Origin of the sequence: Vibrio navarrensis, assembly GCF_015767675.1 — a bacterium.
In the GTDB taxonomy this organism is placed as follows: domain Bacteria; phylum Pseudomonadota; class Gammaproteobacteria; order Enterobacterales; family Vibrionaceae; genus Vibrio.
In genome coordinates this window covers 1-26099 of the sequence record NZ_CP065217.1, presented here as the reverse complement: position 1 = coordinate 26099, position 26099 = coordinate 1, and the positions used below count along the sequence as shown (strand labels likewise).

22 protein-coding genes, 1 tRNA gene and 1 rRNA gene are annotated in these 26099 nt (G+C 50.4%); 9 read left to right on the top strand and 15 right to left on the bottom strand.

Annotated elements, in window-relative coordinates; genetic code table 11:
• Window positions 1-183: 183 nt before the first annotated feature.
• From I3X05_RS00120 to I3X05_RS00100, 5 genes are all read right to left on the bottom strand, one after another.
• A tRNA-Glu gene (locus I3X05_RS00120) sits at window positions 184-259 on the bottom strand.
• 67 nt (window positions 260-326) lie between these two features.
• Window positions 327-1882: ribosomal RNA gene (locus I3X05_RS00115) — 16S ribosomal RNA — on the bottom strand.
• A 475-nt stretch (window positions 1883-2357) separates the two neighbouring features.
• Window positions 2358-2885, bottom strand: a complete 528-nt coding sequence (gene hemG / locus I3X05_RS00110) for a menaquinone-dependent protoporphyrinogen IX dehydrogenase (RefSeq protein ID WP_045569080.1) — start codon at window positions 2883-2885, stop codon at window positions 2358-2360.
• An 8-nt stretch (window positions 2886-2893) separates the two neighbouring features.
• Window positions 2894-4351, bottom strand: coding sequence for a TrkH family potassium uptake protein (locus tag I3X05_RS00105; RefSeq protein WP_039440213.1), 1458 nt, complete (start codon window positions 4349-4351; stop codon window positions 2894-2896).
• A 43-nt stretch (window positions 4352-4394) separates the two neighbouring features.
• Window positions 4395-5018, bottom strand: coding sequence for a YigZ family protein (locus I3X05_RS00100; RefSeq protein WP_045569083.1), 624 nt, complete (start codon window positions 5016-5018; stop codon window positions 4395-4397).
• A 271-nt stretch (window positions 5019-5289) separates the two neighbouring features.
• On the opposite strand from I3X05_RS00100, the gene fadB reads away from it, so the two are divergent.
• The 3 genes from fadB (at window position 5290) to I3X05_RS00085 (ending at window position 9770) form a co-directional block, all read left to right on the top strand.
• Entirely contained in the window at window positions 5290-7461 is a 2172-nt protein-coding gene (fadB, locus tag I3X05_RS00095) for a fatty acid oxidation complex subunit alpha FadB (RefSeq protein WP_337970878.1), read from the top strand.
• Between the two features lie 12 nt (window positions 7462-7473).
• Window positions 7474-8637 carry an acetyl-CoA C-acyltransferase FadA gene (gene fadA / locus I3X05_RS00090; RefSeq protein ID WP_045569078.1) on the top strand — a complete coding sequence of 388 codons (1164 nt, stop codon included), beginning with the start codon at window positions 7474-7476 and terminating at the stop codon, window positions 8635-8637.
• A 152-nt stretch (window positions 8638-8789) separates the two neighbouring features.
• A complete protein-coding gene (locus I3X05_RS00085; RefSeq protein WP_045569077.1) occupies window positions 8790-9770 on the top strand; it encodes an MDR family oxidoreductase in 981 nt (326 codons plus the stop codon).
• Window positions 9771-9816: 46 nt separating this feature from the next.
• On the opposite strand, the gene I3X05_RS00080 is transcribed toward I3X05_RS00085, so the two are convergent.
• On the bottom strand, window positions 9817-10758 hold the full coding sequence (locus I3X05_RS00080; protein ID WP_045569076.1) for a LysR family transcriptional regulator: 942 nt from the start codon (window positions 10756-10758) through the stop codon (window positions 9817-9819).
• 152 nt (window positions 10759-10910) lie between these two features.
• A complete protein-coding gene (locus I3X05_RS00075; RefSeq protein ID WP_045569075.1) occupies window positions 10911-11096 on the bottom strand; it encodes a hypothetical protein in 186 nt (61 codons plus the stop codon).
• Window positions 11097-11221: 125 nt separating this feature from the next.
• Here I3X05_RS00075 and tusA point away from each other — a divergent pair, with 125 nt between their 5' ends.
• On the top strand, window positions 11222-11470 hold the full coding sequence (gene tusA, locus I3X05_RS00070) for a sulfurtransferase TusA (RefSeq protein WP_045569074.1): 249 nt from the start codon (window positions 11222-11224) through the stop codon (window positions 11468-11470).
• Window positions 11471-11473: 3 nt separating this feature from the next.
• Here the strand turns inward: tusA and I3X05_RS00065 are convergent, their stop codons facing one another.
• Window positions 11474-11803 carry a LysR substrate-binding domain-containing protein gene (locus I3X05_RS00065; RefSeq protein WP_242401974.1) on the bottom strand — a complete coding sequence of 110 codons (330 nt, stop codon included), beginning with the start codon at window positions 11801-11803 and terminating at the stop codon, window positions 11474-11476.
• A gap of 13 nt (window positions 11804-11816) precedes the next feature.
• On the opposite strand from I3X05_RS00065, the gene I3X05_RS00060 reads away from it, so the two are divergent.
• Together I3X05_RS00060 and I3X05_RS00055 are read left to right on the top strand one after the other, a co-directional pair.
• On the top strand, window positions 11817-12356 hold the full coding sequence (locus I3X05_RS00060) for an NADP-dependent oxidoreductase (RefSeq protein ID WP_337970877.1): 540 nt from the start codon (window positions 11817-11819) through the stop codon (window positions 12354-12356).
• 57 nt (window positions 12357-12413) lie between these two features.
• Entirely contained in the window at window positions 12414-13304 is an 891-nt protein-coding gene (locus tag I3X05_RS00055) for a DMT family transporter (RefSeq protein WP_045569072.1), read from the top strand.
• A 41-nt stretch (window positions 13305-13345) separates the two neighbouring features.
• On the opposite strand, the gene I3X05_RS00050 is transcribed toward I3X05_RS00055, so the two are convergent.
• Entirely contained in the window at window positions 13346-13606 is a 261-nt protein-coding gene (locus tag I3X05_RS00050; RefSeq protein WP_039422308.1) for a hypothetical protein, read from the bottom strand.
• 148 nt (window positions 13607-13754) lie between these two features.
• On the bottom strand, window positions 13755-14309 hold the full coding sequence (locus tag I3X05_RS00045) for a TMEM165/GDT1 family protein (protein ID WP_045569071.1): 555 nt from the start codon (window positions 14307-14309) through the stop codon (window positions 13755-13757).
• A gap of 419 nt (window positions 14310-14728) precedes the next feature.
• On the opposite strand from I3X05_RS00045, the gene glyQ reads away from it, so the two are divergent.
• The 3 genes from glyQ (at window position 14729) to I3X05_RS00030 (ending at window position 19197) form a co-directional block, all read left to right on the top strand.
• Window positions 14729-15646 (top strand): glycine--tRNA ligase subunit alpha, encoded by a 918-nt coding sequence (glyQ, locus tag I3X05_RS00040; protein ID WP_337970876.1) that lies wholly within the window; start codon window positions 14729-14731, stop codon window positions 15644-15646.
• A gap of 1 nt (window position 15647) precedes the next feature.
• Window positions 15648-17729, top strand: coding sequence for a glycine--tRNA ligase subunit beta (glyS, locus tag I3X05_RS00035; protein WP_337970875.1), 2082 nt, complete (start codon window positions 15648-15650; stop codon window positions 17727-17729).
• Between the two features lie 205 nt (window positions 17730-17934).
• Window positions 17935-19197, top strand: a complete 1263-nt coding sequence (locus I3X05_RS00030) for a valine--pyruvate transaminase (protein ID WP_193157885.1) — start codon at window positions 17935-17937, stop codon at window positions 19195-19197.
• A 65-nt stretch (window positions 19198-19262) separates the two neighbouring features.
• Here I3X05_RS00030 and I3X05_RS00025 read toward each other — a convergent pair whose 3' ends face one another.
• From I3X05_RS00025 to dnaA, 5 genes are all read right to left on the bottom strand, one after another.
• Window positions 19263-19700 (bottom strand): Hsp20 family protein, encoded by a 438-nt coding sequence (locus tag I3X05_RS00025; protein WP_045569068.1) that lies wholly within the window; start codon window positions 19698-19700, stop codon window positions 19263-19265.
• Window positions 19701-20003: 303 nt separating this feature from the next.
• Window positions 20004-22421: a DNA topoisomerase (ATP-hydrolyzing) subunit B gene (gene gyrB, locus I3X05_RS00020; protein WP_045569067.1), complete on the bottom strand. Its 2418-nt coding sequence runs from the start codon at window positions 22419-22421 to the stop codon at window positions 20004-20006.
• An 18-nt stretch (window positions 22422-22439) separates the two neighbouring features.
• A complete protein-coding gene (gene recF / locus I3X05_RS00015) occupies window positions 22440-23519 on the bottom strand; it encodes a DNA replication/repair protein RecF (RefSeq protein ID WP_039422325.1) in 1080 nt (359 codons plus the stop codon).
• 9 nt (window positions 23520-23528) lie between these two features.
• On the bottom strand, window positions 23529-24629 hold the full coding sequence (gene dnaN, locus I3X05_RS00010; RefSeq protein ID WP_039440820.1) for a DNA polymerase III subunit beta: 1101 nt from the start codon (window positions 24627-24629) through the stop codon (window positions 23529-23531).
• 63 nt (window positions 24630-24692) lie between these two features.
• A complete protein-coding gene (gene dnaA / locus I3X05_RS00005; protein ID WP_039422330.1) occupies window positions 24693-26099 on the bottom strand; it encodes a chromosomal replication initiator protein DnaA in 1407 nt (468 codons plus the stop codon).

The following is a 26099-nucleotide window of genomic DNA, read 5'->3' as shown; positions in this document are numbered from 1 at the left end:
CGTCACTAAACGTGACATTCCCAAGAACACTTGAATGTGTTTGTTGGTGTTTGTCTTAAAGACAAACATTGAGAACTTTACAAACAACAATAAATTGTTGTTTTGTCAGCTTTCCAAATTGTTAAAGAGCAAGATTTCTTTCGAAACCATGTTTAAAAACTCTCAAGGGAGAGTATTTAAAGATGGTATCCCGTAGGGGAGTCGAACCCCTGTTACCGCCGTGAAAGGGCGGTGTCCTAGGCCTCTAGACGAACGGGACACTAAGATACTCTAAACTTTCTAAACCGTATCAATCTGTGTGGACACTCATCGCAATAATCATCGTATAAGGAGGTGATCCAGCGCCAGGTTCCCCTAGCGCTACCTTGTTACGACTTCACCCCAGTCATGAACCACACCGTGGTAAACGCCCTCCCCGAAAGGTTAAGCTATCTACTTCTGGTGCAGCCCACTCCCATGGTGTGACGGGCGGTGTGTACAAGGCCCGGGAACGTATTCACCGTGGCATTCTGATCCACGATTACTAGCGATTCCGACTTCATGGAGTCGAGTTGCAGACTCCAATCCGGACTACGACGCACTTTTTGGGATTCGCTCACTTTCGCAAGTTGGCCGCCCTCTGTATGCGCCATTGTAGCACGTGTGTAGCCCTACTCGTAAGGGCCATGATGACTTGACGTCGTCCCCACCTTCCTCCGGTTTATCACCGGCAGTCTCCCTGGAGTTCCCACCATTACGTGCTGGCAAACAAGGATAAGGGTTGCGCTCGTTGCGGGACTTAACCCAACATTTCACAACACGAGCTGACGACAGCCATGCAGCACCTGTCTTACACAGTTCCCGAAGGCACTCCCGCGTCTCCGCAGGATTCTGTAGATGTCAAGAGTAGGTAAGGTTCTTCGCGTTGCATCGAATTAAACCACATGCTCCACCGCTTGTGCGGGCCCCCGTCAATTCATTTGAGTTTTAATCTTGCGACCGTACTCCCCAGGCGGTCTACTTAACGCGTTAGCTCCGAAAGCCACGGCTCAAGGCCACAACCTCCAAGTAGACATCGTTTACGGCGTGGACTACCAGGGTATCTAACCTGTTTGCTCCCCACGCTTTCGCATCTGAGTGTCAGTATCTGTCCAGGGGCCGCCTTCGCCACCGGTATTCCTTCAGATCTCTACGCATTTCACCGCTACACCTGAAATTCTACCCCCTCTACAGTACTCTAGTTTGCCAGTTTCAAATGCAATTCCCAGGTTGAGCCCGGGGCTTTCACATCTGACTTAACAAACCACCTGCATGCGCTTTACGCCCAGTAATTCCGATTAACGCTCGCACCCTCCGTATTACCGCGGCTGCTGGCACGGAGTTAGCCGGTGCTTCTTCTGTAGGTAACGTCAAATGACAGTGCTATTAACACTACCACCTTCCTCCCTACTGAAAGTGCTTTACAACCCGAAGGCCTTCTTCACACACGCGGCATGGCTGCATCAGGCTTGCGCCCATTGTGCAATATTCCCCACTGCTGCCTCCCGTAGGAGTCTGGACCGTGTCTCAGTTCCAGTGTGGCTGATCATCCTCTCAGACCAGCTAGGGATCGTCGCCTTGGTGAGCCCTTACCTCACCAACTAGCTAATCCCACCTGGGCATATCCTGACGCGAGGCCCGAAGGTCCCCTCTTTGGCCCCTGTTCATTATAAACAAGGGCATCATGCGGTATTAGCCATCGTTTCCAATGGTTATCCCCCACATCAGGGCAATTTCCCAGGCATTACTCACCCGTCCGCCGCTCGCCACCCGAGAAACAAGTTTCTCTGTGCTGCCGCTCGACTTGCATGTGTTAGGCCTGCCGCCAGCGTTCAATCTGAGCCATGATCAAACTCTTCAATTAAAAGTTTTTTGAAGCTTGCGCTTCGGCTCAATGAATACTGATAAGTTTCTAGTCCCTAGAAGCTAGTTCCTAGAAAACTTGAATTGACTGTGCTCGATACCGAAGTATCAAATTGGTCACTCAGTTCATTGATAAATCTTTTGGATTATCATCAACGAGTGCCCACACAGATTGATAGGTTTATATTGTTAAAGAGCTTTCTTCCTGCTTCAGTGACTGAGTCACCGTGGAAGAGGCGGCCATTTTAGCGAGTTAAGTTTTTGTGTCAACCACTTTTTTCAAAACTTTTTCAGGTGAATCACCTGGCTAAAATGCCTTGCTGATTTGCCTTGGTTCCTTATGGAGCCTTGCCGTGTCAGCGAGGTGGCATTATAGAGATTGCGATCACATTGGCAAGCCATTTTTGCACTTTATTTTGCTTTTTTTGCCATTCGAGCAAAATAGCAACAAAAAGCCTCAAAACTGCACTTTATTTCTACAGCTGAGCAAACTTATCAGCAAAAACCCCCACTTTTTGCCAATTGGTATACTCTACTTCTTTGCTGGTGTCAGTTTCTCCTCCGGTTAACGTCATGATGAGTTTAATCATGTTGCGGTCAAACCAGTTGTAGCGAGGGTAGTAAAGCGCCCCAGCAAAAACACCAATTAACGTCGGCTGCCATGCTGATTTGCTGAGAAAAGTTTTGATATACACACTCCCTTCTGGCGTGTCTTTCCCCTGTTCCTCTTTTCTCGCCGTTAAGTTGACGCAGAAGAAAGCGGCTTTGCATTGCTGTAGTAAATCAATATGGCGTTCAATAAACTGGTAGAGCTTCTTATTCAGGTGGCCATAGCGAATCGACGCACCGATCAGCACTTTGTCATACTCCGCGAAGCGTATTTCATCCGCCTCGTGCAGATTGACCACGTCGCACTGATAACCTTGCAACTGCTTCTCTATATATAGAAGGATTTTTTTAGTTTGCCCTTCACGGGAAGAGTAAAGAAATAGCGCTTTTTTCATCATTTCCCCTAACTACGCCAAAAAGTCGGTGTTAACAGTATTAATAGCGTGAAGATTTCTAATCGGCCAAACAGCATCGAAACCACCAGTACCCACTTGGCTCTATCATTAACATCAGCAAAGTGCACCGAGACTTCTCCAAGCCCCGGGCCAAGGTTGTTGAGCGTGGCGGCTACCGCGGAAAATGCACTGAGTTCGTCCATCCCCGTTGCGATGAGCGCCAGCATACAAACGACAAAGACCAGTGCATAGGCGGAGAAAAATCCCCACACCGCATCAACCACACGTTGTGGTAGCGCATTGCCACCCACTTTGATGGTGTACACCGCACGTGGGTGAACGAGACGTTTCAACTCACGCGCACCTTGTAAGGTCAACAGCAAAATGCGGATCACTTTCATTCCGCCGCCAGTTGAACCCGCACAGCCGCCAATAAAAGAGGAGAACAGCAATAGGACAGGCAGAAACAGCGGCCATTCAGAAAATCCGGTGGTGGTAAATCCTGCCGTGGTGGATATCGAAACGGTCTGAAACAGCGCTTGGTCAAACGCATCATAAAATGAACGGTAAGAGTGGTGGCTAAGCAGCAATAAAAAGCACACCACAAACAGCAGCACCTGAATAAAGATGAAGGCGCGGAACTCAGGATCTTTCCAGTAGTATCTCGGATGTACCCCGCCTGAGGCGAATGCCGCAAAGTGCAGGGAGAAGTTGCAAGCCGAGATCAGCAGAAAAACCACGGTAATCAGGTTTATCGCATAACTGTCAAAATATCCCATGCTCGCGTCATGGGTTGAGAATCCACCGATAGCGATAGTTGAAAAACTATGGCAGATCGCATCAAACACCGTCATGCCCGCCAACCAAAAGGCGCCAGCGCATGCAATGGTCAGGCTAAGGTAGATGTACCACAACGCTTTGGCCGTTTCGGCAATGCGAGGGGTCATTTTGCTGTCTTTTACCGGGCCGGGAATTTCGGCCCGATAAAGCTGCATACCACCGATGCCGAGTACAGGAAGAATAGCAACCGCTAATACGATGATCCCCATACCACCAAACCATTGTAGAAACTGCCGATAGAACAAGATCGCTTTGGGTAATTCATCAAGCCCGACAATCACCGTTGCGCCAGTGGTCGTCAACGCAGAAAAGGATTCAAAAAATGCATCGGTCACTGACACGTTTGGGTTATCAGCAATCAAAAACGGCAATGAGCCGGCGCTACCCAAAACCGTCCAGAAGAGGACCACTATAAGGAAGCCGTCCCGCGCTTTGAGCTCATGTTTATGCTTGCGGTTGGGAAACCAGCACAGCGCACCGCAAAATAGCAGCACAAAGAACGTCGTGACAAAAGGGACACCTGCACCATCTCGATACAGCAACGCGACCAGCGCTGGCGCTAACATGGTGACACTAAACAGGGCGAGCAGCAGCCCGACGATACGGATAATGGAACGAAATTGCATGGACGATTGAACTTTAAAGTCGACGACTTCCTGATTGTTATGTTTACTTCCCGTTTAACGGCGTGACCACGGCTCTCGCGCCGCTTTTATTAGTGACCATTTGAGTAAAGTCACGCACGTGTCTCACTTCAAGCTCAACGACAAGCACGACCTGTTCGCTGTACTGCGCTTGCACTTCCACTGCCGCAAACTGCTGCAGGAGAGATTGTGCGATTGGCATGAAAGCGTAGTCTAACTCTAGTCTGAGTTTTGTGGTTATTTTTTTCTCAATAGTTTGAAGCTGCTTGAGTGCTTGTTGCACGCCGCCTCCATACGCTTTGACTAACCCTCCAGTTCCAAGACGAATCCCGCCATAGTAGCGAGTCACCACAGCGCAGATCTCTCCCACGCCAGAGCCTGATAGTTGAGCCAATATCGGTTTTCCTGCTGTTCCCGAAGGCTCACCATCATCACTAAATCCCCACAACATTGAGTCTTCCGCCCGACCTGCGGCAAACGCCCAGCAATTGTGACGCGCATCGGCATGCTGCTGCTTGATCTGCTCGACAAACGCCTTGGCCGCTTCAACATTTGGCGCATGCGTCAAATAGGTAATAAAGAGGCTTTTTTTGATTTCTTCTTCAAAACGCACCGGTGCTGCGGGAATCAAATAAGGTTGCTCGTTCATGGTCGTCAATGCTGGGGATAAAGAGGCGGAGTGTAGCATGTAGCTGTTTTGCTCGCCGCATAAGATCTGCTCCACCGCACAATGTTAAACACTTGTTTAAAAAATGTATTGAAATTAGCCAATCTGCGATCCAAACTAGTTTCACTGGTCTAACCAGAATAACTATAGCAATGCTTTCCACTATGCCCAGAGGCCGAGAGTTGACGTTGTGCTCAGCGCCTTCCCTCTGGCAATACAGACAATCCAAGATTGTATGTCATGGAGATAGACAATGATTTACCAAGCCGAAACCCTACAGGTAAAGGAATTACACGACGGTATTGCAGAGCTGACTTTCTGCTCGCCAAATTCCGTTAACAAGCTCGACCTCGCCACGCTCGAATCCCTTGATAAAGCGCTGGATGCACTCAGCACCTATGCTGGTCTAAAAGGCCTCATGCTCACCTCTAATAAAGAGGCATTTATCGTCGGTGCTGACATTACCGAATTTTTAGGCCTGTTTGCCAAACCAGAAGAAGAGTTGGATCAGTGGCTGAAATTTGCCAACAGCATCTTTAATAAACTTGAAGATTTGCCTGTACCGACCATTTCCGTTCTCACTGGCCACACGCTTGGCGGCGGTTGCGAGTGTGTACTTGCCACGGACCTACGCATTGGTGACGCTACCACCAGCATCGGTTTGCCTGAAACCAAACTCGGCATCATGCCCGGCTTTGGTGGTTGTGTACGTCTGCCTCGCGTGATCGGCGCAGACAGCGCAATGGAAATCATCACACAAGGCAAAGCGTGCCGTGCTGAAGAAGCACTGAAGATTGGCCTGCTTGATGCGGTGGTGGACAGCGCATCGCTGCGTGAATCGGCGCTCCACACTCTGACGCAAGCAATCAACGAACAGCTGGATTGGAAAACTCGCCGCACGCAGAAAACCTCGCCACTGACACTGAGTAAGCTAGAAGCGATGATGAGCTTCACTATGGCGAAAGGTTTAGTCGCTCAAGTCGCAGGGCCTCATTACCCAGCGCCAATGACCGCGGTACAAACTATTGAGCAAGGCGCTCGCTTCGCCCGCGACCAAGCACTGGATGTTGAACGCCAACACTTCATCAAATTGGCAAAATCGGAAGAAACCAAAGCGTTAGTCGGCTTATTCCTTAGCGATCAATACATCAAAGGCATCGCGAAAAAAGCCGCCAAGTCCGCCAACAAAGAGACTGGCCGTGCGGCGGTGCTCGGCGCAGGCATCATGGGGGGCGGTATCGCCTACCAATCCGCGCTCAAGGGCGTGCCTGTCTTAATGAAAGACATCGCTCAAGGTTCGCTGGACCTCGGCATGACCGAAGCTTCCAAGCTGCTCAACAAACAGCTTGAACGCGGTAAGATCGACGGTTTCAAAATGGCCGGCATCTTGGCATCGATTACCCCTAGCCTGCATTATGCGGGTATCGAGAATGCCGACGTGATCGTCGAAGCCGTGGTGGAAAACCCGAAAGTCAAAGCGGCGGTATTAAGCGAAGTGGAACAGCAGGTCAGCGCCGAGACGGTGATCACCTCAAACACTTCGACCATTCCAATCAATCTGCTGGCCAAATCGCTCAAGCGCCCAGAAAACTTCTGTGGCATGCACTTCTTTAACCCAGTGCACCGCATGCCGTTGGTGGAAATCATCCGTGGCGAACACACATCGGACGAAACCATCAACCGCGTAGTCGCTTACGCAGCGAAGATGGGCAAATCGCCGATCGTCGTCAACGACTGTCCTGGATTCTTCGTTAACCGCGTGCTGTTCCCTTACTTTGGCGGTTTTAGCATGCTGCTGCGCGATGGGGCTGATTTCACCCAAGTGGACAAGGTGATGGAGCGTAAATTTGGCTGGCCAATGGGCCCGGCTTACTTACTAGACGTAGTCGGTATCGATACCGCGCATCACGCTCAAGCTGTGATGGCACAAGGTTTCCCTGAGCGTATGGGTAAACAAGGCCGTGACGCGATTGATGCGCTGTTTGAAGCCAATAAATACGGCCAAAAGAATGGCAGCGGTTTCTACAGCTACAGCATCGACAAAAAAGGCAAACCAAAGAAAGCCTTCAGCGACGCGATCTTACCTGTGCTGGCTGAGGTATGTGCAGAGCCACAAGCCTTTGACGAGCAAACCATTATTCAACGTATGATGATTCCGATGATCAACGAAGTGGTGCTGTGTCTGCAAGAAGGCATCATCGCGACACCACAAGAAGCGGACATGGCGCTGGTGTATGGTCTCGGTTTCCCTCCATTCCGCGGCGGCGTTTTCCGTTACTTAGATAGCGTGGGTATTGCCAACTTTGTCGACATGGCAAAACAGTACTCAGATCTGGGCGCAATGTACCACGTGCCTCAACTGCTAATCGATATGGCGAGCAAAGGTGACACTTTCTACGGCTCGCAACAGCAAGGTTCTATCTAAGGAGTGACCCCCATGAAAAACGTCGTAATTGTTGATTGTCTTCGTACCCCAATGGGTCGCTCGAAAGGTGGTGCTTTTCGTCATACGCGCGCAGAAGATCTCTCTGCTCATCTGATGAAAGGCATCCTAGCGCGCAACCCACAAGTTGACCCCAAAGAGATTGAAGATATTTACTGGGGTTGTGTGCAACAAACCCTAGAACAAGGTTTTAACATCGCGCGTAACGCCGCGCTATTGGCAGGTTTGCCGATTGAAATTGGCGCAGTCACGGTGAACCGCCTGTGTGGCTCTTCGATGCAAGCGCTGCACGATGGTGCACGTGCCATCATGACGGGAGATGCCGAGATCTGCCTGATTGGCGGTGTAGAACATATGGGCCATGTGCCCATGACGCACGGTGTCGACTTCCACCCAGGCATGTCGAAAAACGTGGCGAAAGCCGCTGGCATGATGGGATTAACCGCTGAGATGCTGGGCAAGCTGCATGGCATTAGCCGCGAGCAGCAAGACGAGTTTGCCGCGCGCTCTCACGCCCGTGCCCAAGCAGCGACTTTAGAAGGCCGCTTTAAAAACGAAATTCTGCCAACCGAAGGTCACGCGGCGGACGGCACGCTGTTCACCTTGGATTATGACGAAGTGATTCGTCCAGAAACCACCGTTGAGGGGCTATCGCAACTTCGCCCTGTGTTTGATCCTGCCAACGGCACCGTCACTGCGGGAACTTCTTCTGCACTCTCTGATGGCGCTTCAGCAATGCTGATCATGAGCGAAGAGAAAGCCAACCAGCTTGGCCTCAAAATCCGTGCGCGCATCAAAGGCATGGCGATTGCGGGTTGCGATCCATCCATCATGGGTTATGGCCCAGTACCAGCGACCCAGAAAGCGCTTAAACGAGCTGGCTTGTCGATTGAAGATATGGATGTGATTGAGCTCAACGAAGCGTTCGCTGCTCAGTCACTGCCTTGCGCCAAAGATCTCGGTCTGCTTGACGTGATGGATGAAAAAGTCAACCTCAACGGCGGTGCGATTGCACTTGGTCACCCGCTGGGTTGTTCTGGCGCGCGTATCTCGACCACGCTGATTAACCTGATGGAAGACAAAGGGGCGAAATATGGTTTAGCGACCATGTGTATCGGCCTTGGCCAAGGGATTGCGACGGTCTTTGAACGTCCGTAATCTCGTCCATTAGTAAAACAAAGAGCGGCTTCGGCCGCTCTTAATCTATGCGCCAAACGCATTGTTATAATGCTAAAGTTTCATTTTAGTCATAGCCTAGTTCATTCTACACTTTACCTCGTTTTCAATTGCTGCAATGGGTGGAGAAACCTATGTTTAACGCTTTAGTCCTCAATCAAGAAGAGCAACGCACGCTGGCCACGATTGAACAAATCGATGAGTCGCAACTGCCATCAGGTGACGTACTGATTGCGGTGGATTACTCTTCGCTCAACTACAAAGATGGCCTAGCCATCACTGGCAAAGGTAAAATCATCCGCAATTTTCCGATGGTGCCGGGAATCGATCTGGCAGGCACTGTCATCGAATCACAACACGAGCGTTACCAAGCGGGTGATCACGTTGTCCTAACGGGTTGGGGCGTGGGCGAAAATCATTGGGGCGGGATGGCGCAACGCGCTCGTCTGCAAGCCGATTGGCTGGTGCCTTTGCCACAAGGCCTCGATAGCAAAAAAGCGATGATGATTGGCACCGCCGGGTTAACGGCGATGCTGTGTGTACAGGCCCTACTCGACGGCGGCGTCAAACCTGACGCTGGCGAAGTGCTGGTTACCGGTGCCAGCGGCGGTGTCGGCTCTGTGGCCGTTACCCTGCTGACTCAACTCGGCTACCAAGTGGCCGCGGTCACTGGTCGCGTTGAGCAAAACGGCCCACTGCTAGAAAAACTTGGCGCAAGCCGCATTATCGATCGAGCTGAATTTGAACAACCTGCCCGCCCACTGGAAAAGCAAGTCTGGGCAGGTGCGATTGACACCGTCGGCAGCAAAGTGCTGGCGAAAGTGTTGGCACAAATGGATTACAACGGCGTGGTGGCCGCGTGTGGTCTGGCTGGCGGTTTTGATCTGCCCACCACAGTGATGCCATTCATCCTACGTAATGTGCGTCTGCAAGGCGTGGACTCGGTGATGTGCCCAACCGACAAACGCATCGCGGCATGGGAAAAACTGGTGGCATTGCTGCCAGAGAGTTACTTTGAACAAGCCTGTACCGAAGTTGAGCTCGCTCAAGCCCCTAGCTACGCTGAAGCGATCACCAATGGCCAAGTCACGGGCCGCGTGGTGATCAAACTGTAGCTCCACCTTCAGTCAACCGAGAGCCAGCCAATCTGGCTCTTTTTTGTCAGTCTAACCCCATATCTTCAATGCGCTTGGCAATCAAACGGCCACACTCCTCTTTCACGATCGAGCGTAGCCACTCCTGCGCCGAAGAGTGTTCGCAGCGCGCATGCCAGATCATCGAATAATCGAACGGCGTAAATTGAAACGGCAGTGGCTTGACCACCAAGTCGTAGCGCTCTGCGACCAGATAAGCGAGATCGGCCGGTACCGTAATCACAATAGGTAAGGTGTCGACGATCGCCAAAGCAGCCTCGAGATGATAAGCGCGCAGCACCATTTTACGTGGCGGCTGAGCTTCGAGTGCTTGTTCAATCAACGCCTTAACACCGTCACTAATGGCAATCATGGCGTGAGGATAATAAAGATAATCCGCCAGACTCATCTCCTCATTAGCAAGTGGGTGTTGCTTGGAGAGCAAACAGAGCACGCCAACTCGGCCCAATACGTCACTGCGCAGCGGCTCCACCGGCCCCGTCGGGCGACAAATCGCCAAATCAGCCCCTTCATAAATCAACTGCTCGGCTAATCTTTCGTGCTGCAAAGGCAGAAAGTTAAACGATACATTCGGCGCTTCTTGATAAATACGCGGTAAGGCAAACGGCAAAATGGTCTGCATCGCATAATCTGTGGTGGCAATGGTAAACGTTTGGGTACAAAGATGGGGATCAAACTCAGACGGAGAAAGCAACTGACGTAATGATTCCAATGGCTCGCCGAGAGCACGGTCAATTTCGAGCGCTTTCTGGGTTGGGATCAAATGCTGGCCTTGACGGGTGAACAGCGGATCATCAAGTAGCTCGCGCAGCCGACCAAGCACTCTGCTCATCGCCGACTGGCTTAGGTTAAGACGCAAAGCAGCCTTGCTTACGCTGCTCTCTTCGATCAATACACGTAAGGCCACCAGCAAGTTTAAATCTCGGCGATAGATCTCTTCCAGCTCCACAATTAACCATGCTCATTGAAGGGATTAGCCTGTGATTGTACCTTTCAGGCAAAAAAAATCCCGCCTTTCAGCGGGGAAGCCCAAGAAAAATGGGGATAGTGTCGGAATGAAGTGTCGTTAAATAGGTGAGCGTCGCTTTGCAAACAAAAGCGCTAATTCTTCTGTTCTTCAGAGGCACCTGACCATAGGTGCATCTCAAGCCAAATCCCGATGATGGTCGCGCTCATGCCCAGTAAAGGCATCAATGAGGTCTCAGCTGGTGTTCTAAACACGAGAGCACAAAACGAGATAAAACACATAACCGAGTAAATAGTTAGCCTATCTAATGCTGTTAACATCGTGTTACTCCAGTTGTTACCAAATTGTTAATTCAAATTAATGCAAAACGACCCATTTGCCAAGTAATTATTGAATATTTTTTCTACGAACGTAGAATTCGTGCGGAATTTTGGAGAACCACACTATGATCTTTAATCCTGAACTGGCGACGAAAACCTTGGAAGCTGAAGGGCTGCGCTGTCCAGAGCCAGTAATGATGGTCAGGAAGACAATTCGTACCATGCAAGATGGTGAGGTGTTATTGGTGAAAGCCGATGACCCGTCGACCACACGAGATATCCCGAGCTTTTGCCGTTTTATGGATCACCAACTGCTTGCCGCGCAAACCGACCAACTGCCTTATCTGTATCTGATCAAAAAAGGGCTGGATTAACCCTTACTGCATCTCGTCGTCGCGCTCTGACAGCGCCATGGCGCACAGTGCACTGAAGAATTCAAACAGAGTCCGCAACTCTCGGTTATGGCATTGGTCCGGTTTGATCCCTAATTGAAACTTTACACTGCGCTTTTGCTCACTCTCGAGATCCACCCGCACCAAACGACCATCATTGAGGTACGGTTGCACCAAATGTTGCGGTAGCCAGCCAAAACCGACACCATCGAGAATGCTATTTAATGCGGTACTTGGATGCGTCACTGTCAGACGCAAGTGCGAACCACGCCAACCACTATCCACATCTTGATTGCCCGAATCGCGAATCACCACATGACGAAACGCTTTGAGCTCCTTAACCGCTTGGCAAGCGATGCATCAGCTCGCCGAGATAGAACCGGGGCAATCGGAGCTGATCCACGGCGCTAGTGGTGGCGTGGGCAGTTTTGCCGTACAATTCGCTATGCACCTAGGCGCAAAGGTAACGGCGGTGGCTTCCACTGGCAATCACTCTTACTTGCAATCTCTCGGTGTTGAGCATGTGGCAGACTACCGCCAGCCGAACTACTTGCAGGCGCTCGGTCAGTTTGACTATGTGTTTGATGTGGTCGATAACGACACGCAAGGTATCTACGACACGGTAAAACCTTGTGGCAAATACATCTCTACTCTGAAAACTCATCAAATCCCCGCGCGCTACACCTTTGCTCATCAGCGGGTATTGGTGATGCCAAGTGGTGAGCAGTTGTCACACATCGGCGCTTTGATCGATCAAGGGGCGATTCAACTGCCCAGCATTCAACAATTGCCGCTCGACGCGGTAGCACAAGCACATGCCTTATCGGAAACTGAGCATGTTCAAGGAAAAATCGTCCTGCAGATCTAGTTTTGCAGGCATCGCCATCAAGGCGCATCTGCGCCTTGATGAAATGAAGGAGTCATCATGAAATATTTAATAATGCTGATCATGTGCGGCATTTTGTGGGGGTCGCAGTACGAGTTTAATCGCTTAGCACTGGAATCGATGCCAGCGATCTGGATTGCTGCGCTGCGTTCCAGTTTTGGTGCGCTGATCTTAATCGCCGCATGCTACTGGTTGAAATTGAAACGCACCTCTGGCCACTGGCCGATGCTGTTTGTTATCGCCACACTGGAGGCGACCCTGCCATTTCTTTTGGTGGCGTGGGGACAGCAGTCCACCCCCTCCAGCCATGCGGCAGTGATCACCGGCATGAACCCATTGCTGACTATTTTGCTCGCGCCACTGTTTTTACGTCACGCTCGTCTGGAAGCCAAATCGCTGCTGTGTGGCCTATTGGGTTTTGCCAGCTTACTCTACCTCTTCTATCCGCAACTGCACACGCCAGATGGGCAAAGCTTCTATGGCGCCGCGGCGATTTTTATCGCGACCCTCAGTTTTGCCTTAAGTTTAATTTTGGTCAAAAAGCTGGATAACTTACACCCAATCGTGGTCGCGCGTGATGTGATCGTGCTCTCTGCGATGCAACTGCTGCCGATTGCACTTTTAAGTAGTGAGCTGACGTTAAGCCACATCAGTATGTCATCTGCACTGTCTAGCCTTTATCTCGGTATTTTTTGCGGTGGTGTGGTCTACATTCTGTTTATGCAGCTCATCATGAGCAAAGGCCCAGCGTTTGCTTCGCTGAGTAACTATCTGGTGCCAACCGTTGGCGTGATACTGGCTGCCATCGCACAAGGTGGTACGATCGATAGCCGCACTTTGCTCAGTTTAGCGGGTATTTTGAGTGCCATTCTGCTGTTCCAATTCTGGCCAAACTCAGCTCCACCGCTTCGCAGTCGTCTCGACTCGTAGGTGAAATCAAAGCTGCTTCGGCAGCTTTGATTACTATGGCTTTATTGCTCATTTTCCAGCGCGCGCACTTGCGCTTGTAACTTATTGAGTTCTTTACGCATGGCACGCATCTCGTCATGCATCGGGATGATGTGCGCGACGCGAATCCAAGATTCAACGGTCAATCCCGTTAGGATAAAAGTCCCTGCGACAATCGGCAGCCACATCTCCGTCAGTGCCATGGCCAACAGACACAGAGCCAAACCAAAGGTGAACAGATAACTCTGACTTTTTGCTGTCATACCCATATAACGTGTCAGCATATTGGTGCCCTCCCGTTTCAATTCACAACCTTAAAGTAGCATGCGCTGCATGACACGAATATGGCAGCGGTCACGCTCCTTAACGAATAAACACTCATTTAAGAACGGCCGCTGTTTCTGCGAGATTATCCGAAGTTAGACGCAAGATTTACCAAAAAGCGGCACCCAGTGCCAAAGCAACAAACAGTAGTGCAGTTACTTTGCGAATTAAGGCAAGGGGCAGTTTGTCTGCCGAGAGCTTACCAATCAGCACCACAGGCACATTCGCCAACAGCATGCCGATGGTGGTGCCGAGGATCACCCAAGTGAGCGCATCGGCGTATTGGGCACCGAGAATCGAGGTGGCGATTTGCGTTTTATCCCCCACTTCCGCGATAAAAAAAGCGATAAAACTGGCCACAAATGGACCTCGATTGGAAATCTCTTCATCGTCGTCGAGCTTGTCGGGGATCAGCACCCAAGCCGCCATCGCGAGAAAGCTCACCACCAGCACCCATTTCAATACTTCTGGTGACAGGTAATCGGCCACAACGACACCCAGCCACGCAGCCAAAGCATGGTTAGCAATGGTGGCAAAGAAGATCGCAGCAATGATGGGGATCGGTTTTCGATAGCGGCTGGCTAGCAGCAGGGATAATAACTGGGTTTTATCGCCAATTTCGGCTAAGGCGACAGTAGTAATAGAAATAGCTAAAACGCTCACGACATGCTCAATGGGGCAGGGATTATTATGTTAACCATAGACAAACCTCACGCCCCGCCCCGGTTCGTGATGATTTGTCTAAGGTCTTGCTAAACTCGAAGGGCTTCGAGTCTCGAACGCCATGGTGATTTGGCACCAATTATGTTGACGAACGAACCGGATGGAAATGGACCTCATCCAGTAAGCTACTCCCCAAAGACGAGCGCAATTCTAGCCAGCTTCCCCCACCATCTCAAGTGAGAAATTACACAAAAACTCCCTTTTAAGAAAATTTGGACGAATAAGCCAATAAATTTCCACTAAAGGGGAAATTTGACCACGAATTAATCAAGATTAGCTCTACTCCCATGCAGAATATCTGGGTATACTTGATCGTTATTTTTTATCACTCTAGACAGAAATTTCGCGCGAACCTGACTATGCAAAAATACGATATCAAAACCTTTCAGGGTATGATCCTCGCGCTGCAGGATTATTGGGCCCAACAAGGCTGTACCATTGTTCAACCATTAGACATGGAAGTAGGTGCAGGTACTTCTCACCCAATGACATGTTTACGTGCACTTGGTCCCGAGCCAATTGCTACGGCTTACGTTCAGCCATCTCGTCGTCCGACTGACGGCCGCTACGGTGAAAACCCTAACCGCCTTCAGCACTACTACCAGTTCCAGGTGATCATTAAACCGTCCCCAGACAACATTCAAGAACTGTACTTAGGTTCTCTGGAAGTGCTTGGCGTTGACCCGCAAGTTCACGACATCCGTTTCGTCGAAGACAACTGGGAAAACCCAACACTCGGTGCTTGGGGTCTTGGCTGGGAAGTGTGGTTAAACGGCATGGAAGTGACTCAGTTTACCTACTTCCAACAAGTCGGTGGCTTAGAGTGCAAACCTGTCACCGGCGAGATCACTTACGGTATTGAGCGTCTGGCGATGTACATTCAGGGCATGGATTCTGTGTATGACTTGGTATGGACAGATGGTCCACTAGGCAAAGTAACCTATGGCGACATCTTCCACCAAAATGAAGTTGAGCAATCCACTTACAACTTCGAACACGCCGATGTGGATTTCCTATTCACCTTCTTCGACCAGTGCGAAAAAGAGTGTAAACACCTGCTTGAGCTTGAAAAGCCGCTTCCACTGCCCGCTTACGAGCGTATTTTGAAAGCTGGCCACGCGTTCAACCTACTGGATGCGCGCAAAGCCATCTCAGTCACAGAGCGTCAGCGTTACATCCTACGTATTCGTAACCTCACTAAATCGGTTGCAGAAGCGTACTACGCATCTCGTGAAGCATTAGGCTTCCCTATGTGTAAAAAGGGTGAGGACAAATAAGATGGCAAAAGAATTTCTAATTGAACTCGGTACTGAAGAGTTACCACCAAAGCAACTTCGCACGCTAGCGGAAGCCTTTGCGGCAAACTTTGCAGCAGAATTAAAAGCCGAAGACCTTGCCCATGAAGGCATCAAGTGGTTTGCAACGCCACGTCGTTTAGCGCTTAAAGTCGCTAACCTTGCTGAAGGCCAAGCGGATAAAGTGGTTGAAAAACGTGGTCCTGCGATTGCGGTTGCTTTTGATGCAGATGGTCAACCCACCAAAGCGGCACAAGGCTGGGCTCGTGGTAACGGCATCACGGTTGAACAAGCCGATCGCCTAAAGACAGACCAAGGTGAATGGCTGCTTTACAAGCAAGAAGTGAAAGGCCAAGAAGCAAAAACTGTGGTTGTTGAACTTGCCGCAAAAGCACTGGCTAACCTGCCTATCGCCAAACCAATGCGTTGGGGTGATAAAGAAACTCAATTTATCCGCCCAGTTAAAACGCTAACCATTCTGTTCGGTGATGAACTTATCGAAGGTGAAATCCTTGGTGTGAGTTCTGCTCGTACTATCCGTGGTCACCGTTTCATGGGAGAGGCAGAATTTACTATCGATTCTGCCTCTCAATACCCAGCGATTCTGGAAGAGCGCGGTAAAGTCATCGCGGATTACGATGCTCGTAAAGCTACTATCATCGCTGATGCACAAAAAGCAGCACAACAAGTTGGCGGTGTTGCTGACCTAGAAGATGACCTAGTTGAAGAAGTAACTTCACTGGTTGAATGGCCGGTTGTGCTAACAGCTAAGTTTGAAGAAAAGTTCCTCAAAGTACCTTCAGAAGCGTTGGTTTACACCATGAAAGGCGACCAGAAGTACTTCCCTGTCTATGACGCAGAGAAAAAACTGCTGCCTAACTTTATCTTCGTCTCTAACATCGAGTCTAAAGAGCCTCGTCATGTTATTGAAGGTAACGAGAAAGTGGTTCGTCCACGTCTTGCTGATGCCGAGTTCTTCTTCAACACTGACCGCAAGAGCAAACTGATTGATCGCCTACCTCAGCTAGAAACGGCCATCTTCCAGCAAAAACTGGGCACCATCAAAGACAAAACAGACCGTATCACTGAGCTTGCTGGCTACATTGCTGAGCAAATCGGTGCGGATGTTGAGAAATCAAAACGTGCTGGTCTGCTAGCTAAATGTGACCTAATGACATCAATGGTATTCGAGTTTACCGATACTCAAGGTGTGATGGGCATGCACTACGCGCGCCACGACGGTGAATCAGAAGAAGTGGCAGTGGCACTTAACGAGCAATACATGCCTCGTTTCGCTGGCGACAGCCTACCAACCAACGGAGTTTCTGCCGCGGTTGCGATGGCGGATAAGCTGGACACTATCGTCGGTATCTTCGGTATTGGCCAAGCGCCAAAAGGCTCTGACCCATTTGCACTGCGCCGCGCATCACTGGGTGTTCTGCGTATCATCGTTGAGTACGGTTACAACCTAGACTTGGTCGATCTAGTCGCGAAAGCGAAATCACTGTTTGCCCAAGAAGATGGTACTAGCCGTTTAACTAACGAAAACGTTGAGCAAGATGTGATTGAGTTTATGCTCGGTCGTTTCCGTGCATGGTACCAAGATGAAGGTTTCAGCGTAGACATCATCCAAGCGGTACTGGCTCGTCGCCCAACTAAACCTGCAGACTTTGACCAACGTGTTAAAGCGGTTTCTCACTTCCGTGAGTTGGATGCAGCAGAATCACTGGCAGCAGCGAACAAACGCGTGGGTAACATTCTGGCGAAATTCGAAGGCGAACTGCCAACTGAGATTGAGCTGTCTCTTCTTCAGGAAGATGCAGAGAAAGCGCTGGCTGAAAACGTTGAAGTACTCACAGAAGCGTTAGAGCCTGCATTTGCAACGGGTAACTACCAACAAGCATTGAGCCAACTTGCTGCGCTGCGTGAGCCTGTCGACGCGTTCTTCGATAACGTGATGGTCATGGCAGATGACGAAGCGTTGAAGAAAAACCGCTTAACGCTGCTTAACAACCTACGTAACCTGTTCTTGCAGATCGCCGATATTTCTCTACTGCAGAAATAACTCGACGTATCGCCAGATTTGTCGAATAAAATCGGCCAACTCAAGCCCAACTCCTCGGAGTTGGGCTTTGTTTTTCTGCTGTGCCAGATATTGTGCTTTGCCTCGCAATCACATTCAGGTATGTTCAATGTTTACTCGACCAGCCAGCAACGTACTGGCCTTTTAGGTACACAAAGCAATCACAATGAATTAGGTATAAAAACACATGCAGTTTTCAAAGTTTGGTGAAAAGTTTAATCAGTATTCCGGTATTACCCAGTTAATGGACGATTTGAATGATGGCCTACGCACTCCCGGCGCCATCATGCTCGGTGGCGGCAACCCTGCGGCCATTCCAGCCATGCTCGATTACTTTCATCAAGCCAGTGCGGACATGCTGGCCAGTGGCGAACTGGTCGCGGCCCTTGCTAATTACGACGGCCCGCAAGGCAAAGATGTGTTTGTAAAAGCCTTAGCGAAACTGCTCAAAGAGACTTACGGCTGGAACATCAGCGAGAAAAACATCAGCCTGACCAACGGTAGCCAAAGCGGTTTCTTCTACTTGTTTAATCTGTTTGCTGGCAAGCAGAGCGATGGGTCGAACAAGAAAATCCTGTTGCCACTCGCCCCAGAATACATTGGCTATGCCGACGCGGGGATCGATGAAGATATCTTTGTCTCTTACCGCCCTGAAATTGAACTGCTCGACAATGGCTTATTTAAATATCACGTCGATTTCGAAAAGCTCAAAGTCGATGACTCGGTTGCCGCTATTTGTGCCTCGCGTCCAACTAACCCAACTGGCAATGTGTTGACCGATGAAGAGATCGCCAAACTGGATAAGCTCGCGCGAGAAAATAATATCCCGCTGATCATCGACAATGCCTATGGCCTACCGTTCCCGAACATCATCTTCGAAGATGTGCAGCCATTTTGGAATGAGAACACCATCTTGTGCATGAGCCTCTCCAAACTTGGGCTACCGGGTGTACGTTGTGGCATCGTCATCGCCAGCGAAGAGGTAACGCAAGCGCTGACCAATATGAACGGCATTATTAGCTTAGCACCTGGCAGCATGGGCCCCGCGCTCGGCCATCATATGATCCGTCAAGACGATCTGCTGGCTCTGAGCTCACAAGTGATTAAGCCTTTTTACCAGCATAAGTCGCAGCGTGCGGTCGCACTACTGCAAGAGGCGATTCAAGATCCGCGTTTTCGTATCCACAAACCGGAAGGGGCGATTTTCTTATGGCTGTGGTTTGATGAACTGCCAATCACCACCATGGCTCTTTACCAACGCCTTAAAGCACGCGGCGTATTGATTGTGCCGGGAGAATATTTCTTTATCGGCCAAGAAGAGAGTTGGGAGCACGCCCATCAGTGTTTGCGCATGAACTATGTGCAGGACGATGAGAAGATGCAGCAAGGCATCGCGATCATCGCCGAAGAGGTGGCTAAAGCCTACCAACAAGGGTTAAGCGAGAAGTAGCGAGCTCGCCGATAAACGAAGAGCGCCAACACAGGCGCTCTTTTCTCATCTCAATCGGGTAAGATTTATCTGTTTTCCAGCAACTGGCCGTTACCGATAGCAATCTTACGCGGCTGCATCGCCTCGGGAATTTCACGCACTAAATCGATGTGCAATAGGCCATTTTCCATCGAAGCACCCACCACTTTCACGTAATCGGCCAACTGGAACTTACGCTCAAAGTCGCGCTCTGCGATGCCTTGATAAACGTAGTTTTTGCCTTCTTCCTCTTTGCGCTCGCCTTTAACAATCAGCAGATTTTCATTTTGCGTCAGATCAAGCTGCTCTTCGGCAAAGCCCGCCACCGCCATAGTGATGCGGTAGTTGTGCTCATCTTTCTGCTCAATATTGTATGGAGGGTAACCGCTTGAGCTGTTTTTCGCCGCGTTGGCTTCCATCAGGTTCAACAGACGATCAAAACCAATCGCGTTGCGGTACAGTGGTGTGAAATCTACATTACGCATAATTCTATCCTCTTCATTTAAGCAATAGTCTTGCCCAGTAATGGTCGGGCGAAGAGTTCCAAAACACCATTCCTCTCAATCGGGACATGGGTGGAACAGGTTGTCAGTCTTGACCCAGTTCATCCTCAACAGAGCGATGTGGGTCGTGGGAAAAGGCCCTTACGGCGCCTTCACTGACAGATATAAGGACGAGCAAAATCGCTTTCAAGAGTAAAAAGAAAATTTTTTAACGAAGAAAATAACAGGCATAAAAAAGCGCGGGCATGTGACCCGCGCTTTATTTGAGCTAGAAAAGAGGCTTGACTAGACGTCAAGGTTGGCCACTTTCAGTGCGTTGTTTTCGATAAACGCACGACGCGGCTCAACTTGGTCACCCATCAGTGTGGTAAACAACTCGTCAGCACCCACCGCATCTTCGATGGTCACTTGCATCATACGGCGCGTTTCTGGGTCCATGGTGGTTTCCCATAGCTGATCAGGGTTCATCTCACCCAAACCTTTATAACGTTGCAGGCTCAGACCACGACGCGACTCTTTGATTAACCAATCCAACGCCGCTGCAAAGCTGCTGACTGGTTGCGTACGCTCACCGCGTTTCACGTAAGCGCCCTCTTCAATCAGACCATCGAGAGCTTCGGCCATTTCCGCCAGCTTCTGGTACTCTTTCGAGTTGATCAGATCCACGCTTAGTGGGTAGTTGTGCATCACACCGTGAGTGCGCACCACAATCTTCGGCTGGTAACGATCTTGCTCTGCATCGTGCTCGACTTCAAAGCTGTATTGGCTTGCGCCCACTTCTTTCGCATTGAGCTGCTCAACCAACTGCGCTGTCCAAGCAGAGATAGCCGCTTGATCGCTAAATTGCGCTTCACTCAGGCGTGGCACATAAATCAATTCATGAATCAGTGCACGTGGGTAACGGCGGCTCATACGATCCACCAGCTTGATGGCCGCATTGTACTGCTGCACCAGCTTCTCTAGCGGCTCACCCGCCAGCGCAGGCGCGTCGGTATTGACATGCAGTTCGGCGTTATCCAGTGCCAAAGCGATTTGATACTGGTTCATCGCCTCTTCATCTTTGATGTACTGCTCTTGCTTGCCTTTCTTCACTTTGTACAGTGGTGGCTGAGCAATGTAGACATAACCACGCTCAATCAGCTCAGGCATTTGACGATAGAAGAAGGTCAACAGCAGCGTACGGATGTGCGAACCATCGACGTCCGCATCGGTCATGATGATGATGTTGTGGTAACGCAGTTTATCTGGGTTGTACTCGTCGCGGCCGATACCACAGCCTAGAGCAGTGATGAGGGTCGCTACTTCCTGCGAAGAGAGCATCTTGTCGAAACGTGCTTTCTCTACGTTGAGGATCTTACCTTTTAGCGGCAGGATGGCTTGGTTCTTACGGTTACGGCCCTGCTTGGCGGAACCGCCCGCAGAGTCACCCTCCACTATGTAGAGTTCAGACAACGCTGGATCTTTTTCCTGACAATCCGCCAGTTTGCCCGGCAGACCAGCTAAATCTAACGCGCCTTTACGGCGAGTCATCTCGCGCGCTTTACGCGCCGCTTCACGGGCACGCGCTGCATCGATGATTTTCGAACAGACTTGTTTTGCTTCGCTTGGGTTTTCCGCTAAGAAGTCAGCCAGTTTCTCATTCATGGCTGATTCAACCGCTGATTTCACTTCAGAAGAAACCAGTTTGTCTTTGGTTTGGCTGGAGAATTTTGGATCGGGTACTTTCACCGATACCACGGCGGTTAAACCTTCACGCGCATCATCACCCGACGTTGCCGCTTGCGCTTTCTTCGAGAAGCCTTCTTTGTCCATGTAGCTATTCAGGGTACGAGTCAACGCACCACGGAAACCCGCCAAGTGGGTACCGCCATCGCGCTGCGGAATATTGTTGGTAAAACAGTAGATGTTTTCTTGGAAACCATCGTTCCATTGCATCGCCACTTCCACCGAAATACCGTCTTCACGTTCCATGTTGAAATGGAACACTTTTTCATGGATGGGTGTTTTGTTGCGGTTGAGGTGAGTGACAAACGCTTGAATACCGCCTTCGTACATGAAGTGGTCTTTCTTATCTTCTTCGCGCTCGTCCAGCAGTTTGATCGACACGCCCGAGTTAAGGAAAGAGAGTTCACGCAGGCGCTTGGCGAGAATTTCGTAGTGGAATTCGATGTTGGTGAAGGTTTCAGCGCTTGGCCAGAAACGCACCGTGGTACCGGTTTTTTCGCTCTCACCAACCACCGCCAGCGGCGCTTGCGGCACACCATGATGGTAAGTTTGTGTATGAATATGGCCGCCACGGTAAATGGTCAGCAGCACCTTTTCAGACAGCGCGTTGACTACCGACACGCCCACACCGTGCAGACCACCGGAGACTTTATAGGAGTTGTCGTCAAATTTACCGCCGGCGTGCAGTACAGTCATGATGACTTCTGCCGCAGACACTTTCTCTTCAGGGTGCAGTTCGGTCGGAATACCACGACCGTCATCGCTGACAGAAACCGAATTATCCTCATGAATCGTGACTACGATGTCTTTACAGTGACCTGCCAATGCTTCATCAATTGAGTTGTCCACCACCTCGAAAACCATGTGGTGCAGACCGGTGCCATCATCGGTGTCACCGATGTACATACCCGGACGCTTACGAACCGCATCCAGACCCTTCAGTACCTTAATACTTGATGAATCGTAATTATTCGACATGAGTTACTCTCTCATTATTTATCCTTGCTCAATCACACCCTGATCCACATGGAACAGTTTCCCTGCCTCATCTCGCATGTCCGCGATCTGGTTTTCGGTAATTGAGCTTACAAAAACTTGAGCCCCCGTCGCTTTCAGGCAATCTGCCAAACGCTTGCGACGTTGACTGTCTAATTCTGACGCAAAATCATCTATCAGATAGATGCATTGCTTACCGGTCATTTCCGTTAGGTGCTGCCCCTGCGCTAAACGCAGTGCGCACACCATGAGTTTCAGTTGACCACGTGACAGCACATCTTCCACCGGCGTGCCATTCACTTTGATGCGTAAATCCGCTTTATTCGGCCCACTGAAGGTATAGCCAAGCGCCTGATCCCGTTCGAAGTTTTTCTCGAGGATCTGCTGATAAGGCGTCTCTTTGTCCCAGCCGCGATAGTACTTCAGCTGAATATCAAACTCTGGCAAAAAATCGCGACACAGTTGCTCGGCTTTGCTTTGCATCTGCTCGACATAATGCTCACGCCACTGGCTTATCTGCTCCGCCAAACGTGCCATTTCTTGATCCCAATAACTGAGTTCGCGGTAGCTTCTGGCCGTTTTGAGCAGGGCATTACGCTGCTTGTTGAGACGCTTAAAGCGACCCCAAGCATCAAAAAAGGCCGCTTCGCTATGAAACACGCCCCAATCGATAAAAGCGCGGCGATGTTTCGGCCCATCGGTCAACAGATCAAACCCTTCAGGATGAATCAGTTGCAATGGCAGAACCTGCGCCAACTGAGCGAGCTTTTGCCCAGACTGACCGCCTATTTTAACCTCAGTTGTACCATCGCGCTGCTTATTAATGCCAACGGGTAGCTCAAATTGATCCGAGTTCAAAAAACGACCATGAACAAACAGTTGGTCACACTCGTTTTGAATCACTCGACCAGTCAGCGCGCTGCGAAACGAGCGGCCATGTCCCAATAAGTAGACCGCTTCTAGCACACTGGTTTTACCGCTGCCATTGGGGCCGATAAGAAAGTTAAAGCCTGGTGACAAGGCGATGTCACAGGCTTTGATATTACGAAATTGCTGAATAATCAGACGAGAAAGCGGCATTCAATCAGCTTACAGGCGGATCGGCATCACGACGTACATAGCGCTGTCGTCGTCGACATTTTCAATCAGCGCACTGGCGTTGGCATCCGACATCGAAATACGCACTTTGTCACAGCGCAGTGTATTGAGCACATCCAGCACGTAACTGACGTTAAAGCCAATTTCAATCGCTTCGCCTTCAAAAGAGACATCCAGCATCTCTTCTGCTTCTTCCTGCTCCGGGTTATTGGCGGTAATGCGCATGTCACTGCCCGCTAAATTCACCCGTACGCCACGGAATTTTTCATTCGACAAAATCGCCGCACGCGCGAACGATTGACGCAGCTCGTCACAGCTTGCTTCAAGCGTTTTTGTGGTGTGCTGCGGCATAACGCGACGATAATCCGGGAAACGGCCATCCACCAGTTTAGAGGTGAAGACAAAGTTATTGACTTCAGCGCGCAGGTTGGAGCTGCCGATTTGCAGCATCACAGGCTGTTCTGGCGCATCGAGCAATTTAACCAACTCTTGCACCCCTTTGCGCGGCACAATGATCTGTTTTTGCGCGAAATCTGCGCCGAGTGCAACTTGCGAGACCGCCATTCGGTGCCCGTCGGTCGCCACGCTGCGCAGGGTGGTGCCATCTATTTCAAACAGCATGCCGTTGAGGTAGTAGCGCACATCTTGGTTCGCCATAGAGAACTGCGTCTTCTCAATCAGTGCGCGCAGTTCACCTTGCGTCAGCGACACTTCAACGTCACTTTGCCAATCTTCAATATTCGGGAAATCGTTGGCCGGCAACGTTGCCAGCGAGAAGCGGCTGCGGCCTGAGCGCAATTGCACGCGATCGCCTTCAAGGACAAAGGTAATTCGCGCGTCATCGGGCAAACCGCGGCAAATATCGAGAAATTTACGCGAGGGCACCGTAATGCTGCCCGCTTCAAACTCCCCTTCCAAGGTGACGCGGCTAATCAGTTCGACTTCCAAATCCGTCGCGGTCATCGACAACTGACCGTTGTCGACCTTGATTAACAAGTTACCCAAAATAGGCAAAGTAGGACGGCCACCCAGAGCACCGGAGACCTGTTGCAGCGGTTTAATAAAATGACTACGTTCAATGGTAAATTTCATGCTTGGCTCTTTACGCTGTCAGCTCAAATTGGGATTTGCTTAGAATTCTGCCATTTTAACCGATTAGGACGACAAGGTGCGAATCAAGTTCGAGTAATCTTCTTTAATGTCGTGGCTCTCTTCACGTAGCTGCTCAATTTTACGGCAGGCATGCAAAACCGTGGTGTGGTCACGGCCGCCAAACGCATCGCCGATTTCCGGCAGGCTGTGGTTGGTGAGCTCTTTCGCCAGCGCCATCGCCAGTTGACGCGGGCGCGCAACGGAGCGGGAACGGCGTTTCGAGAGCAGATCCGCCACTTTGATTTTGTAGTATTCCGCGACGGTCTTTTGAATGTTGTCGATGGTGACGAGCTTCTCTTGCAGCGCCAACAAATCGCGCAGCGCTTCACGCACAAAATCAATGGTAATTGGGCGGCCAGTAAAATTCGCATTGGCAATCACGCGATTGAGTGCACCTTCAAGTTCACGCACGTTGGAGCGCAGACGTTTGGCGATAAAGAAAGCCACTTCATCAGCAAGATGGATTTGGTGATCTTCGGCTTTCTTCATCAAGATCGCCACACGGGTTTCCAACTCCGGCGGCTCTATCGCCACGGTCAAGCCCCAACCAAAGCGTGATTTCAGACGATCCTCGACGCCACTGATCTCTTTCGGATAGCGGTCTGAGGTGAGGATGATCTGTTGGTTGCCTTCTAAAAGTGCGTTAAAGGTGTGGAAGAACTCTTCTTGTGAACGCTCTTTGTTGGCAAAGAATTGGATGTCATCGATAAGCAGTGCATCGACGCTGCGGTAGTAACGTTTGAATTCTTCAATCGCGTTGTTTTGCAGCGCTTTAACCATGTCTTGCACAAAACGCTCTGAGTGCATGTACACCACTTTCGCGTTGGGCTTGTTATCCACAATGGCATTGCCGACCGCGTGCAACAAGTGGGTTTTACCTAAACCCGTTCCACCGTATAAAAAGAGGGGGTTGTAGGCACCGCCTGGGTTATCCGCCACCTGACGCGCCGCAGCCAAACCCAATTGGTTTGATTTACCTTCAACAAAGTTATTGAACTTGTGTTTCGGGTTAACGTTGGAGCGGTGGTTGATGTCCGCAATCGCTTGGGCATCATCGTCCCACGTTTTATGCACGGGTTTGCGGGCGTGCAGTTGTGCGGGTGCCGACGACTCCGCCGCCACATCGGCTGGTGTACGGGTGGGCGCAGGCTTTGGCGCAGCCACGGGCCGGCTACCGATCTCAAAACGCAGATTGGGAATGTCATGACCGCAATATTCCTGCAGCAGTCGATTGATGCTGTTGAGGTATTTATCACGCACCCAGTCAAGTACGAAGCGGTTAGGAGCAAACAAGGTGAGCGTGTTGCCATTGAGCTCCGCTTGTAACGGACGGACCCACATGCTGAATTCTGTAGCTGGTAGCTCTTCTTGAAGCCGCTGCATACATTGCAACCAAAGCGAAGATGACAC

Coding starts and splice junctions, on each gene's coding strand:
- I3X05_RS00025 (WP_045569068.1), bottom strand. CDS start 19,700: ATGCGTAATGTAGATTTCACACCACTGTACCGCAACGCGATTGGTTTT.
- I3X05_RS00085 (WP_045569077.1), top strand. CDS start 8,790: ATGTTTAACGCTTTAGTCCTCAATCAAGAAGAGCAACGCACGCTGGCC.
- glyQ (WP_337970876.1), top strand. CDS start 14,729: ATGCAAAAATACGATATCAAAACCTTTCAGGGTATGATCCTCGCGCTG.
- I3X05_RS00105 (WP_039440213.1), bottom strand. CDS start 4,351: ATGCAATTTCGTTCCATTATCCGTATCGTCGGGCTGCTGCTCGCCCTG.
- dnaN (WP_039440820.1), bottom strand. CDS start 24,629: ATGAAATTTACCATTGAACGTAGTCATTTTATTAAACCGCTGCAACAG.
- I3X05_RS00050 (WP_039422308.1), bottom strand. CDS start 13,606: ATGCTGACACGTTATATGGGTATGACAGCAAAAAGTCAGAGTTATCTG.
- I3X05_RS00075 (WP_045569075.1), bottom strand. CDS start 11,096: ATGTTAACAGCATTAGATAGGCTAACTATTTACTCGGTTATGTGTTTT.
- I3X05_RS00100 (WP_045569083.1), bottom strand. CDS start 5,018: ATGAACGAGCAACCTTATTTGATTCCCGCAGCACCGGTGCGTTTTGAA.
- fadA (WP_045569078.1), top strand. CDS start 7,474: ATGAAAAACGTCGTAATTGTTGATTGTCTTCGTACCCCAATGGGTCGC.
- gyrB (WP_045569067.1), bottom strand. CDS start 22,421: ATGTCGAATAATTACGATTCATCAAGTATTAAGGTACTGAAGGGTCTG.
- tusA (WP_045569074.1), top strand. CDS start 11,222: ATGATCTTTAATCCTGAACTGGCGACGAAAACCTTGGAAGCTGAAGGG.
- hemG (WP_045569080.1), bottom strand. CDS start 2,885: ATGAAAAAAGCGCTATTTCTTTACTCTTCCCGTGAAGGGCAAACTAAA.
- glyS (WP_337970875.1), top strand. CDS start 15,648: ATGGCAAAAGAATTTCTAATTGAACTCGGTACTGAAGAGTTACCACCA.
- recF (WP_039422325.1), bottom strand. CDS start 23,519: ATGCCGCTTTCTCGTCTGATTATTCAGCAATTTCGTAATATCAAAGCC.
- fadB (WP_337970878.1), top strand. CDS start 5,290: ATGATTTACCAAGCCGAAACCCTACAGGTAAAGGAATTACACGACGGT.
- I3X05_RS00030 (WP_193157885.1), top strand. CDS start 17,935: ATGCAGTTTTCAAAGTTTGGTGAAAAGTTTAATCAGTATTCCGGTATT.
- I3X05_RS00055 (WP_045569072.1), top strand. CDS start 12,414: ATGAAATATTTAATAATGCTGATCATGTGCGGCATTTTGTGGGGGTCG.